This is a genomic window from Candidatus Neomicrothrix sp. (assembly GCF_035329545.1).
GTDB classification, from domain to species: Bacteria; Actinomycetota; Acidimicrobiia; order Acidimicrobiales; family Microtrichaceae; genus Microthrix; species Microthrix subdominans.
Map to the genome: position 1 here is coordinate 1 of NZ_DAOLGP010000041.1, position 12,637 is coordinate 12,637.

9 protein-coding genes and 1 pseudogene are annotated in these 12,637 nt (G+C 66.2%); 3 read left to right on the plus strand and 7 right to left on the minus strand.

Annotation, left to right across the window (positions count from 1 at the left end; all coding sequences use genetic code 11):
* Positions 1-41 precede the first annotated feature (41 nt).
* Positions 42-1,742, minus strand: coding sequence for an acetate--CoA ligase (gene acsA, locus PKD89_RS16975; RefSeq protein ID WP_289011006.1), 1,701 nt, complete (start codon positions 1,740-1,742; stop codon positions 42-44).
* Between the two features lie 343 nt (positions 1,743-2,085).
* On the opposite strand from acsA, the gene PKD89_RS16980 reads away from it, so the two are divergent.
* Positions 2,086-2,901, plus strand: a complete 816-nt coding sequence (locus PKD89_RS16980) for a hypothetical protein (RefSeq protein ID WP_287380297.1) — start codon at positions 2,086-2,088, stop codon at positions 2,899-2,901.
* 30 nt (positions 2,902-2,931) lie between these two features.
* Here PKD89_RS16980 and PKD89_RS16985 read toward each other — a convergent pair whose 3' ends face one another.
* From PKD89_RS16985 to PKD89_RS17015, 6 genes and pseudogenes are all read right to left on the minus strand, one after another.
* Positions 2,932-3,927, minus strand: coding sequence for a dihydroorotate dehydrogenase-like protein (locus PKD89_RS16985; protein ID WP_287390229.1), 996 nt, complete (start codon positions 3,925-3,927; stop codon positions 2,932-2,934).
* Positions 3,920-7,521, minus strand: a pseudogene (gene nifJ, locus PKD89_RS19855) (pyruvate:ferredoxin (flavodoxin) oxidoreductase). Before nifJ ends, PKD89_RS16985 begins: the two are co-directional and overlap by 8 nt.
* 128 nt (positions 7,522-7,649) lie before the next feature.
* The gene (locus PKD89_RS17000; protein ID WP_287380303.1) at positions 7,650-8,855 is read right to left on the minus strand and encodes a phytanoyl-CoA dioxygenase family protein; all 1,206 of its coding nucleotides are present in this window, start codon (positions 8,853-8,855) and stop codon (positions 7,650-7,652) included.
* A 130-nt stretch (positions 8,856-8,985) separates the two neighbouring features.
* The gene (locus PKD89_RS17005) at positions 8,986-9,558 is read right to left on the minus strand and encodes a TetR/AcrR family transcriptional regulator (RefSeq protein WP_425591262.1); all 573 of its coding nucleotides are present in this window, start codon (positions 9,556-9,558) and stop codon (positions 8,986-8,988) included.
* 195 nt (positions 9,559-9,753) lie between these two features.
* Positions 9,754-10,071: a hypothetical protein gene (locus PKD89_RS17010; protein WP_287380307.1), complete on the minus strand. Its 318-nt coding sequence runs from the start codon at positions 10,069-10,071 to the stop codon at positions 9,754-9,756.
* A 31-nt stretch (positions 10,072-10,102) separates the two neighbouring features.
* Positions 10,103-10,729, minus strand: a complete 627-nt coding sequence (locus tag PKD89_RS17015) for a hypothetical protein (RefSeq protein ID WP_287390223.1) — start codon at positions 10,727-10,729, stop codon at positions 10,103-10,105.
* A gap of 143 nt (positions 10,730-10,872) precedes the next feature.
* On the opposite strand from PKD89_RS17015, the gene PKD89_RS17020 reads away from it, so the two are divergent.
* Positions 10,873-12,066 carry an amidohydrolase family protein gene (locus PKD89_RS17020; protein WP_287380313.1) on the plus strand — a complete coding sequence of 398 codons (1,194 nt, stop codon included), beginning with the start codon at positions 10,873-10,875 and terminating at the stop codon, positions 12,064-12,066.
* A 66-nt stretch (positions 12,067-12,132) separates the two neighbouring features.
* Positions 12,133-12,513 (plus strand): hypothetical protein, encoded by a 381-nt coding sequence (locus tag PKD89_RS17025; RefSeq protein ID WP_287380315.1) that lies wholly within the window; start codon positions 12,133-12,135, stop codon positions 12,511-12,513.
* Positions 12,514-12,637 lie beyond the last annotated feature (124 nt).

Sequence of the window (12,637 nt, forward strand, 5' to 3'; positions counted from 1 at the left end):
ACACGAGCCATCCGCCGATACTACACCCATGTAGTTCTAAGTTAACGGCATTGGGTCTTGGGCAGGTGCGGTTCGCAGGCGATTTCTCTTGGGGCCACCGCTGCGCCGAGGCGGCGTCGTGCGTGGCCGATCAGCTCGAGGCGCAGGTCGTCGTCCCACTCGACCCCGGGGGCGAGGGTGACGAATGCCTTGACGATGTTTCCGGCGAGCTCGTCGGGTACGCCGATCACACCCGCTTCCACGACCGATGGGTGTTCCATGAGCGCGGATTCCACCTCGAAGGGTCCGATCAGATGCCCGGCGGTCTTGATGACGTCGTCGGCACGGCCGACGAACCACAGGTATCCATCGATGTCTCGGGTGGCCAGATCGCCCGAGAGATACCACCCGTCGACGAAGGAACGCGTGTAGCGCTCATCTTCGTGCAGGTAGGCACGGAACATCGAGGGCCAACCGGTACCGATGGCGATCATGCCCTCACCGCCCGGCTCGGTGATGAGCCGCAGGCTGCCATCGTCGTTCACGGTGGGTTCGTTGTTGCTGTCCACGGCCGCGATGGCCACGTCGATGCCCGGCAGCGGGCGACCCATCGACCCGGGTCGCACCTCGCATGCCGGGAAGTTGGCAACCATGATCCCGCCGGTCTCGGTCTGCCACCAGTTGTCGTGGATCGTGTGGCCGAGCACTTCTGCGCCCCACACGACAGCCTCCGGGTTGAGCGGCTCGCCGACCGAGGACACCATCGCAAGCGAGGACAGGTCCGCCTCGGCCGGCAGGTCGTTGCCGGCGCGCATGAGCATGCGGATGGCCGTGGGTGCGGTGTACCAGACGGTCACCCGTTGCTCGTCGAGGATGCGGTACCAGCGACGGGCATTGAAATCGGCCTCATCGACGATGACCGTCACCCCATGGGTCAGCGGGGCGATGATTCCGTAGGAGGTACCGGTGACCCACCCGGGGTCGGCGGTGCACCAGAAGATGTCGTCCGGGTGCAGATCGAGCGCGTAGCCACCGGTGGCGTGGTGGGCGACGACGGCGCGATGCACGTGCAGCGCTCCCTTGGGCCGACCGGTGGATCCAGAGGTGAAGTGCAGCAGGGCCGGATCCTCGGCGCTGGTGTCGGCCGGGGGTGCCTCGCCGGGCATTTGGGCCATCAGCTCGGCGAGGCTGTGCACCCCGGCGTCCGGATCGCCGTCGCCGTCGATCAGCAGCACGTGGCGCAATTCGGGCAGCCGTTCTCGCAGAGCTGCGACCTTGCGGCGGTACAGCGAGGCGGTGGTCACCAGCACGGCGACGTTGCCCTTCGCGAGGCGCTGGTGGATGGGCTCGGGCCCGAAGGCAGAGAACAGGGGGCAGAAGACCGCCCCTGCCTTGAGGGTGCCGAGCGCAGCGGTGTAGAGCTCGGGAACCCGGCCGGCGAGGGTGACGACCCGTTCGCCGCGGCCTACGCCGAGCATGGCGAGCACCTCTGCGAACCGGCTGGTGGCTTTGGCAAGTTCGGCGTAGGTGAGGTCGGTCACCGTGTCGTCGCGATGGATGAAGCGCAACGCCACCCGGTCGGCCAGGAGGCCCGCAGCGTGGCGGTCGACCGCCTCGTGGGCGATGTTCAGGCCGCCTCCCGGGAGACCTTCGAGGCGGGCCTCAGCGTCGATCCACCGGAACGCGGAGTGCTCGGCGTCGTAGTCGACGAGGTTGGGTACCCGGTCGGGTCGGGAGGAAGGCGGGATCGTGTTGTGGCTCATCAGATGTCGACGCGCACATCTGATGGGATCCGCCCCGTTGGTCCGGTGGGGAATGTCGACATCAGGATGATCTCCATTCCGGGCCTCGGGCCCAGCGCTCAAGGAGGTGGCAAGGCGGCCGAGGCTCTGTGCACGAGACCCGCCCTCGAAACATCCCGTCCGATGTTATAGATCGTTTCGCTCGACCGCACCGACAACCTGCTGACTTGTGCGCCAGGGAGCTTCATCTACATCGCCGGCGACCACGTTCTGGAACCCGACCCGCCCCGGCAGCGCCTCGGGTATGGTCGGACGGTCGGGTGCGAACAGAAGCGGTCCATTTCCGCGTGAGCTTGGAGGTTCCATGAAGGACGACGAGGCGAGCCAGGTGCAACGGTGGCTGGGAGCAACCGGCTTTTCCGAGGAACTGACCGTTGACGGGGGGCACCTGTTGGCGCAGGGTTCAGGCGAGCAGTTCGATCCGGCCGAGGTTGCGGTACCGGGGGCGTACCGCTGCGACCGGGGCGCCGATACCGACCACCAAGGCACGGTCTTTGCCATCGCATCCTCCGGTGGACAGCCGATTGGAACGCTCCTCGTCGAGGACGGCGCACCGGTCACTCCGGAACTGCAGTCGGTCGTCGACGAGCTTCAAGCTCGGGCCAAGACCCCCGCCGTGGCGTGCGAGAAATACGAGCACGAGCACGTCGTCGCGGTGTTCCCGGATCGGGACCAGGCCGCAGCCGCTGTGGCTGAACTGCAGGACCTGGGTTTGGGAAGCGACCACTTGGGCGTTGCGGTGGATGGCACCGATCAGGTCGTCTTCGAACGTGACGAGGAGGCTGTCCTCGGCAAACGCCTGGCGAAGGGCGCGTCCCTGGGAGCGCTCGCAGGCCTGGCGTTGACAGCCTTGGTCATACCGGGACTTGCCCCGCTGGGAATCGGGGGAATGTTCGCCGTCGCTCCGGCAACCGGGGTTGGCGGAGCGATGCTCGGTGGGTTTCTCGGCATCGCGTCGGTCGACGACGCGTTCACCGCCCATGGCGACATCAGGGAGACACCGCTCGCACCCGGAGAGGTGCTCGTGGCGGTGCTCGCCCACGGTGAGCGCGAGAGCGTGGAAGCGGTAGCGAAGCACCACAACGGCACCCTCCTGACGCTCAAGCCAGTCCTTCCCTGAGCGCCGGGCTCTTCTCCGAGCGCGGCCGGGTCAGAGCGACCAGCTGTGCAGCAGCTGGGCGTAGTTGAGCCGTTGGAGTTCGTGTGGATTGGCGACGTTGCCCATCGCCGTCGCGCCCTTCGCCTCGTCGAGGTTGCGGTAGCCCTGGGCATCCATCCAGCCCGCGAGTTCGTCGACGATGCGCGCGAGCGCTGATGGGCCGCCTTTGAGCAGCACCGACACGAGCTGGACGGCGTCCGCCCCCGAGAGGATCGCCTTCGCCGCATCCGTTCCGCTGTGGACCCCACCGCTGACGGCGAGCGACAGCTGGGTTCGGCCGTGCAGGATTGCCATGGCATGTAGTCGCATCGGGAGCTCGGCCGGGGTGGACAGCACCAGGTGCCGCGCGATGTCGAGTGTCTCCAGGTCGAGGTCCGGTTGGTAGAACCGGTTGAACAACACCACGCCAGCAGCCCCGACGGCTTCCAGGCGGGTGACGAAGTTGGGCACCGACGCGTAGAACGGTGACAGCTTCACCGAAACCGGTACGTCCACCACGCCGACCACATCGGCGACGACGCTCAGTTGGCGCTCCTCAATGTCCTCACCGGTCTCGTCGAGGTCGGTGGCCACGTCGTACAGGTTCAACTCGATGGCAGCGGCCCCTGCACCGGCGAGTTCCCGGGCGTAACCGGTCCAGCCTCCCGGGGTGACGCCGTTGAGGGAGGCCACCACCGGTACGTCGAGTACCTCGGTCAGGCGCCGGACGTGGCGCAGCATGGGGTTGGCGCTGCCGGAGAAGACATCGGTCTCGGGGAGAAACGACGGGGCTTCTGCGTTGGTGTCGATCATGGAGTCGAGGTACCGGTTGGCAGAAACCTGATCGGCGATCAGCTGCTCCTCGAACAGCGAGTGCACCACCACCGCGCTTGCGCCCACGTCGACCAGGGCGACAGCGTCGTCCGCCGAGTCGCACAGCGGCGATGCACCGACCACGAACGGGTTGGCCAGCCGCAGCCCAAGCCAGTCACAACCCAGCTCAACCATCGGTGTCCTCCTGTGCTGGGCCCTCCGTTACCGGGAACCTGATTTGAGCGAGCTGCTGATACAGGGCGTGTCGCTCAGCAGCTCCCGCCTCCGCTGCGTTCACGAGCTGTTTGAAGCGCTCCGGGTCGCGCAGCTCTACCATGCGGAACCGGGCCTCTTCGCGCATGTAGGTGTCCATGGGTATCGACAGCGGGTCGGCGTCGATCTTCAGCGGAGGCTCGCCCTCCGCGATCCGGCGGGGATCGAACCGGTACAGCGGCCAGGCGCCGCTGTCGATTGCGCGGCGCTGCTGGGTGGGTGAGTGCGCCAGGTCGTATCCGTGAGCGATGCACGGGCTGTGGGCGATGATCAGGGACGGCCCGGGATGCGCTTCGGCCTCCAGCAATGCCTTGACCGTCTGGTTGTTGCGGGCCTGAATGGCGACGCTTGCGACGTAGACGTGGCCGTAGGTCATCGCCAGCAGCCCGAGGTCCTTCTTCCCAGTCTCCTTGCCGGCGGACGCATACTTGGCCACGGCCCCCATCGGGGTGGCCTTGGATGCCTGACCGCCGGTGTTGGAGTACACCTCGGTGTCGAGGACCAACACGTTCACCTTGCGGTCGGAGGCCAGTACGTGATCCAGCCCACCGAAGCCGATGTCGTAGGCCCATCCGTCACCGCCGACGATCCACACCGAACGTGGCACCAGGTGGTCGGCCAACCGCAGCAGTTCCGCCACATCGTCGGTGTCCACGTCCGACTCGGGCAGCTCCATAAGCCGGCGGGTCAGCTCCGCCACCAGTTGGCGGCGTTCTGCGATCGACTCGGCATCGGGGTCACAAGGCGCGCGCAGCTCGCTGAGCAGCCGGGCGGGCAACACCGAAGCGAGGCGCTCGAGCAACGTCCGGACACGCTCCTCCTGGGAGTCCACGCCGAGACGCATGCCGAGACCAAACTCGGCGTTGTCCTCGAACAGCGAGTTGTTCCACGCGGGGCCGCGTCCGTCGGCATTGGTCGTGTACGGGGTAGTAGGCAGGTTGCCGCCGTAGATCGAGGAGCAACCCGTGGCGTTCGCCATCACCAGGCGATCCCCGTAGAGCTGGGTGAGCAACCGTAGGTACGGGGTCTCCCCGCAACCGGCGCACGCCCCCGAAAATTCGAACAGCGGCTGGAGCAGCGGGAGGGTTCTCGATCGCTCCGGAATGAGTGAACGGGTGACGTCCGGTATCGATTGGTAGAAGGCGAACGATTCGCGCTCGCGTTCGCGGTGCTCCTCAGCCGGCCTCATGTTGATGGCTTTGCGCTTCGGCTGCGAACGATCCTTTGCAGGGCACACCTCCACGCAGAGCCGACAGCCCGTGCAGTCGTCGGGCGCCACCTGAACCACGTACTGGAGCCCCTCGAGCGCCTGGGTATGTTCTTCGGCCACGTGCCGGAAACTCGGCGGGGCCGATGCGGCAGCGTCGGGCTCGAAGACCTTCGTGCGGATCGCAGCGTGCGGGCAGATCATCGAGCAGCGGTTGCACTGCACGCACAGGTCGGGTTCCCAGATCGGGATGTCGATCGCGATGGCACGCTTCTCGTACTTGCTGGTGCCCGTGGGCCAGGTGCCGTCGGGCGGGAAGGCGCTGACGGGCAGTCGGTCACCGTGGCCCTCGAGCAGCAGCCGCGTCACGTTGGCGACGAAATCGGGAGCGTCCACTGGCACGGTCGGCGGGCGGTGCCTGGCGCTGTCGGGGGTGCCGACTGCAACCTCGTGCAGTTCGGCCAGGGTGGCGTCGATGGCCTGGAAGTTGCGACGCTCGATCTCGGGTCCCCGCTTGCCCCAGGTGTCGCTGACCGACTGCTTCACTGCGGCGATCGCCTCGTCGCGGGGAAGGACGCCGGACAGTGCGAAGAAGCAGGTCGACATGACCGTGTTGATCCGCCGACCCAGGCCGTTGGCCTCAGCGACACGGGTGGCGTCGATGGCGTACAGGCGGCAGTTGCGTTCGGACAGAACCCGCTGTGCTTCCGCCGGAAGGCTGTCCCACAACTGGTCGGGCGCAACGGTGGTGTTGAGCAGCACGGTGGCACCCTCGTCCGCCACCTCCAGGACGTCCAAGCGTTCCAGGAAACCCGGCTCGTGCACACCGACGAACCCCGCTCGTGTGATCTCGTAGGTCGAGCGGATCGGCCGGGGTCCGAAGCGCAGGTGCGACACTGTGGTGGCGCCGGCCTCTTGGAGTCGTACACGAAGTGGCCCTGGCAGTGAAGCTCGGTGGCGGCCCCGATGATGCGAATGGCGGCCTTGTTGCTGCTGACCGTGCCGTCGGATCCGAGACCAAAGAACACGGCTCGGGTGACATCGTCCGCCTCGATGTCGAATCCCTCCGCCACCGGTAGCGACAGGTGGGTGACGTCATCGTTGATGCCCACCGTGAAGCGGCGCCGCGGCGCCGTGGCCTCGAGCTCGTCGAAGACCGACTTGGCCATGGCCGGGGTGAACTCCTTGGAGGAGAGCCCGTAGCGGCCACCGATGATTTGGGGCAGGGCATCGATGCGGCCGTCGCCTAGTGCGTCCACCAGCGACGCGATGACATCCAACAGAAGGGGTTCACCGGTGGAGCCGGGCTCTTTGGTGCGGTCGAGTACCGCAATCGAGCGAACGGACGTGGGCAGCGCCTCGGTGAAGCGCTCCATCGAGAAGGGGCGGTACAGCCGCACCTTCACGAGTCCCACCTTTTCTCCGGCGGCCACGAGGTGCTCCACGGTCTCATGAGCACACTGCGCACCCGAGCCCATCATCACCACGACCCGCTCCGCTTGGGGATGGCCGACGTAGTTGAACGGCGCATAGGAGCGGCCGGTCAGCTCGGCGAAACGAGCCATCGTGTCGGCGACGACGTCGGGACACGCATCGTGGAACGCGTTGGCCGCCTCACGACCCTGAAAGAAGGCGTCGGGGTTCTGCGACGTTCCCCTCACGACGGGGTGTTCGGGGGAGAGGGCCCGATCGCTGTGTGCGGCGATGGCCCCGGGATCGAGCAACGAGTGCAGCGTGGCGTCATCGATCGCCGCCAGCTTCTGAATCTCGTGTGAGGTGCGGAACCCGTCGAAGAAGTGAAGGAACGGTACCCGCGAGACCAGGGTCGCTGCGTGAGCGATGGCGGCGAGGTCCTGAGCTTCCTGGGGGGAGCCCGATGCCAGCAGGGCGAACCCGCTCTGGCGGGCGGCCATCACATCGGAGTGGTCCCCGAAGATCGACAGCGCGTGGGTGGCGATGCTTCGTGCCGCCACGTGCAAGCAGAACGAGGTCAGCTCTCCGGCGATCTTGTACAGGTTGGGGAGCATCAACAACAGACCCTGCGATGCGGTGAAGGTGGTGGTCAGCGCCCCGGCCTGCAACGCGCCGTGCACGGCGCCTGCCGCACCGCCTTCGGACTGCATCTCGATGACCTGGGGTATCGATCCCCAGAGGTTCACCTGTTCGGCCACCGACCATTCATCGGCGTGCTCACCCATCGGTGACGCTGGGGTGATCGGGTAGATGGCGATCACCTCGCTGAGGCGGTAGGCGACCGAGGCCACCGCCTCGTTGGCGTCCACCGTCTGCATCGTCGAAGTTGTTCTCATCGACATGGCCCCATCATGGTGCATGGGTGGGGTCCGTGCTCGATCATGGTGCATGGGTGGGGTCCGTGCTCGCGAGAGGTTTCCTGGTCTCTCGCTGTGACCCTGCGGCCGACGACGGGTCGGCTCGCTCATCGGGTCGGCTTCGCCTCCAGGACGTCGCGGAGGTGATCGACGTGGCCGTCACTGCTTCGGTGCAGGGCGGAGTTGTAGCTCTGCTTGCTGAGGGCGTGTGTTTCCACGTCAGGAACGAATGCGAGCAGCAGGCTGGTGCGAAACGGGCCCCGCCCCGAAGGCGGACACGAGACATGCGCGATGTCGCTGTAGTGCAGGGTGACGTCCCCGGGCTGAACATCGAGAGCAACGCCCTGGGGGGCGTCGCTGTCATCGGTGTCGATGGAGGGCGAGGAGTAACGCCAGGAACCCGGAAGCATCCGAAGTTCGCCGGAATCGGGCCCGCCACCGGTCAGACACACCGTGGCGATGAGGAGTGGGCACATGGTCGCGTGGCCGCCGAGGCCACAGTCCCGGTGCCACGGGATGTCCGAGAGCCCCTCGGTCATGTCCGGCTGTTTCCACAGCACCATCACCCCCTCGTCGGCCTGTCCGGCCCGCGCCGTCAGGTCGAATTCCGACAGGGCGACCAGGTCGAGAAGGCGATGGTCGTCGTAGAGGCGCCGCAGGTCGGGATCCGACCCTGCATGGGTGACGCGGCTGAGCACCTCGTCGCCCGAGCGGTTGCGTCCCCACCACGACCGGTCGTCGCCCGGTGTAGCCGCCGCCTGTTGGCGCTGGGCGGCCTCGAGCATCGTCTCGATCTCGTCAGCGTCGAACACGCCGCGAACGTGGAGATAGCCGGCGCTGTGGAGGAACTCGGTCATCGCCGCGTCGTCGTCGCTGGTGGTGAAGCTCGCAGCGGGATCCAGAGGATCCCCGCCTGCCGAGCGAAGCTCGAAGGCAGCCGGGTCGTAGATGGGTCGGCCGTGGAACATGGCCCGCAACGCAGGCTCCCATCGCACGAACCGCATCGGCGACCCGGCCGTGCAGGAGACCCGATCGCTGTAGAGCAGCCCCGGGGCGGTCTCGGCGTCGCCGACCAGGCCGCTGAACGATTCGAGATCGATGGTCACCACCGTTCGAGCGTCGCTCGTGCCGCGTCGGATCTCGATGTCGTCGCCAACGGGAACGTAGGTGTAGCTGTGGTCCGTGCCCTCCTGGTGGAACCCGATCGCTCCGACCTCGGTGACGTCGTGGGCGGCGAGTCGTGCGTTGCCCGACCTCAACCGGGCGGGAAGGTCTACCTCGTGAAACTGCACAAAGTCGATGAGCGAGCTCATGGCGGTCTACCTCCCTTTTGTCGGTACTGATCAGCTGTCGTTCAGTTGCAACATGTCGCGTACGAAGTGCACCGGGGAGGTTCGATGATGTGGTGGTCGGCGACCATTCGGGCCTCCTCGTTGGTGGGTGTCAGCTGGGAATGAGCGTGTCGATCAGGTGGTCGATGTAGCTGTTCGTCGACCCTGTTTCCGCGAGTGGCAACATGGCCTTGACCCGCCAGTGCCCCATGTAGGCCGTATAGGTGAGTTCGGCGCGTTGGGCAGCGACAGCCTTCGGCAGGCCCACGCTGCCGTAGAGGTCGGTGAGGATCTGCACCTTGGCCAGTGCGTGGTCGAGCGCGTAGGGCGTGACCAGCGGGTCGGCACCGGCCGCGCAGATCCCTGCGTAGACCTTCCCGCGCTGGTGGTCGCCGAACATCGACCCGATCAACGTGCTGAGCACAACCAATGGGTCGTCGCCCACGAGGAGGGCTGATGTGCATGCCGTCTCGTCGGACTTCCACTGTTCGAGGGCGGCAACCACCAGCGCGTTCCTCGATGAGAAATGCGCATAGAAGCTCCCCTTGGTGACCCCGAGGCGCTGGGCGAGCGGTTCGACGGCAACGGCTTCGACGCCGTTTTCGGCGATCACTTTGAGCGCCGCGTCGATCCAGTCCGGCGCCGACAGTCTCTGCCGACGTGCACTCGGCCCTCGGCTCGCCACATCGTTCCCGTCCGTGGATGTCGACGGCTGGGGTCCGCTCGTATGTCGCGATGATGGACCACGGGCTCGCAAGCTCTCCTGAGGACCGGGCGTCATGATACGGCAGCGTATCAATGCGGTGGCGTATTGTTCATCGCCCGATTAACCAAGCCGGTCCGGGTCAGGCCGTCAAGTGTGACACCGGCCGGGAGCTTGCTACACCGATGCGTCGCTGGCGGTCGTCTCGCCAATGGAGGTCACGGCGATGGTGGCGATCGGGCGTTGGGCGCCGATGAGCGTGATCACGTCGCCGGTGCGCGTCGACAGCGCCGGGTAACTGTCGACCCACTCGGCTTCAACCGAGGACTCGGTGCTGTCCTTGTCGAGACCCCGCACCACGATGGCGCTCTCGTCATTGCGGCGGTCGCCCACGTAGGCGAAGGCGCTGATGTGCTGCTGGTCGAACGGCATGGTCGGACCGTTCTCCTCGGCAGGAATCCATCTCAGCGTGCCGGTCATGGTGTCAGTGGTCATGGCGACATCGTCACCTGGCGTGGTCCGTCTGTCAACGGAGTCGCGCTCGCTGTCGCATCGGAGTGGTGAGCATGGCGAGGCTCATGGCGGCGACCTCGTCGATGAACTCCGACTCGTCGAGCAACGGGAGGTCGTCGTGTTCGAGATGTGATGCTCGCTCGGCCATCTGCGAGGTCATGAACCGCAACATGGCGAAGGTTCTGCGGTGCACGACGGCAGCGGGCAGCGCCACCATGGGTTCGAGGCGCACCGCAAGCGTTGTCGCACGCTCAGCGTCGTCAGCCATCCCCGGCTGATCGGTGAATTGCGCCATCAACTCCGAGATCACCCTCAGCCAGTTGCGGCCGTCGGGCGTGGCCAGAGCCGAGTCCAGCCGGCCCACCACATAGTCGACGACGGCTTCGGGCGTCTCGCCGGGGATGGAGTTGGCGGATTGGCCGGCAAAGACGTCGTATTCCCCAACCACCGCATTCACCAGGTTCCGCCGGTTGCCGAAGTAGTAGTGGAGCGCCGACTCGTTGCGCAGACCGGCCATCGCATGGATCTCGTGGTTGCGTGCTCCGGAGGTGCCTTTGCGTGCGAAGTGAAATGCCGCTGCGCGGAGCAGCCGTGTTCGGGTGTCGGCATCCGTACCAGCGGCGGATTCGGCGGCTGCCACTCACCGATCGTATCGCCCGTCCGACAACTGCGGTGCGGGCTGCATCCCGGTGGTGTTACTGATGGCGTTAATGGGTTCCATTGACAGATGTGGGTGCGGCTGCTTGTATCGGGCTCACGTCAAACACGTCTCAGGGGGACCCCATGGCTTGGCCACTGATTACGGCTGATTCGCATCACAACGTGCCGCTCGATCTTGTCGATGAGTTGCCCGCGAAGTATCGCCAGTACTTGCCACGGATCGAGCAGCGTGAGGACGGCGCCTATCTGGTGCGGCCCCGCTTCGCAGCGGCCGCTAAGCGTAAGAAGGACCGCAAAGCGGCCAATCAGGTGCTGGACCAGATGACGGCTGCACTCTCCGACGGCATCAAGGTCGATGGGCTCGATGAGAGGCAGCTCCGCCAGATGGTGATGGGCGATTGCGGGCCGCTTGCGTCACCCGCACCGACCCCTGAGGAACGGCTGGTCGACATGGCGCGTGAGGGGGTCGTGGGCGAGGTCCTGATCGGAGAGGGGGCGTTTGGGATGATGCTCCCCGACGACGATGCCAACCTCGCATGGTGTCGGCTGGCCAACGACTGGATGGCCGACGCCTACAAGGATCACATGGGTCAGTTCGCGCCTGGGATGCTCCTGCCGTTGCACGACCTCAGAGCGGCCGCGGATGAGGTCACCCGCGCAGCGGCGATGGGCCTGCGGCCCATCCTGCTCCCCGAAGTCATCACTGGCATGCCCTACTCCGACCGGATGTGGGACCCGGTCTGGGAGGCCGCCGCAGCAGCACGGGTGCCCGTCTTTTTGCACCTCGTTGGCGGATTCGCCGGCGCGATGTTCATGGGGATCGACGCTCTGCCCATTGGCGAAGCCGGCGGGGCGCAGACGGCGTTTGCCATCGGGTCGGCCGCAGGCATGGTCACGCTGGGGTGGTTTGTGAACTCCGGCGTCCTCGAGCGGCACCCCGATCTGACGGTCGCGCTCATCGAGTGCAACGCAGGCTGGCTTGCCTACGCCATGCAGCAGTGGGATCACGCACTGCACAGCCGGTACGCGGAGATCGCCCACCGGGGCGGCGTGCTCGACGCCGACCTCAAGGCGCCACCGAGCTACTACGTCCGTCGACAGGTGAAGTGTCAGTTCATGTGGGATCCGGCGGCGATCGCGCTGCGTCACGAAATCGGGATGGACGTCCTGATGTGGGGCAACGACTATCCCCACATGGAGGGCGCCTTCCCGGATTCGCAACTCTGGGTGGACAAGCAGTTCGCCGGCGTGCCGCACGACGAAATTATGAAGATCGTGCACGACAACGCCGCCGACGTGTTGGGACTGACGGTCTGACCCGTCGCTGAGGTCGAGTGCAGCGTGTCCTCGCCGCCGACGCTCCGCCCCGGGTACTGTCACTTCATGCACGTTCGCACCAGGAGCGCACGCACGGTGTTTCTCACCATGATCGGGGTGCCGTTGATGGTCATCGTCGGCTGCGGGTCCGACGAGAAACCGTCGAGCACCACGAAGGTACCGATCACCGCGAAATCCACTACGACCGCCGCATCCGTTACCGACGCCACCGCTTTTCCAAGCGACGAGTTTTGTGCGGCGCAGACCGACCTGGAGACCGCGCAGGACGGTGCTCAGCGAAACACCGCCATCGGTGAGATGCAAGCAGCGCTTGGTGACGACGCCCCTGCCGAGGTGAGTAAAGCGCTCGAGACGTTGCTGACCGGCGACCTGGGTCCCGAGGAGTACACAGCGGCCGGGCAGACGCTTGCGGACGTCTGCGACTGAGCGCACCACGACACGGTTGCACGCCACCGCCGTGTCACGGCGCACCTCCAAGAACGCGCATCGCTCCAAAATCACTTCGAGGTCCAGCAGATTGCTTCTCCAGTCGGCCCACAATGTGGGGCCG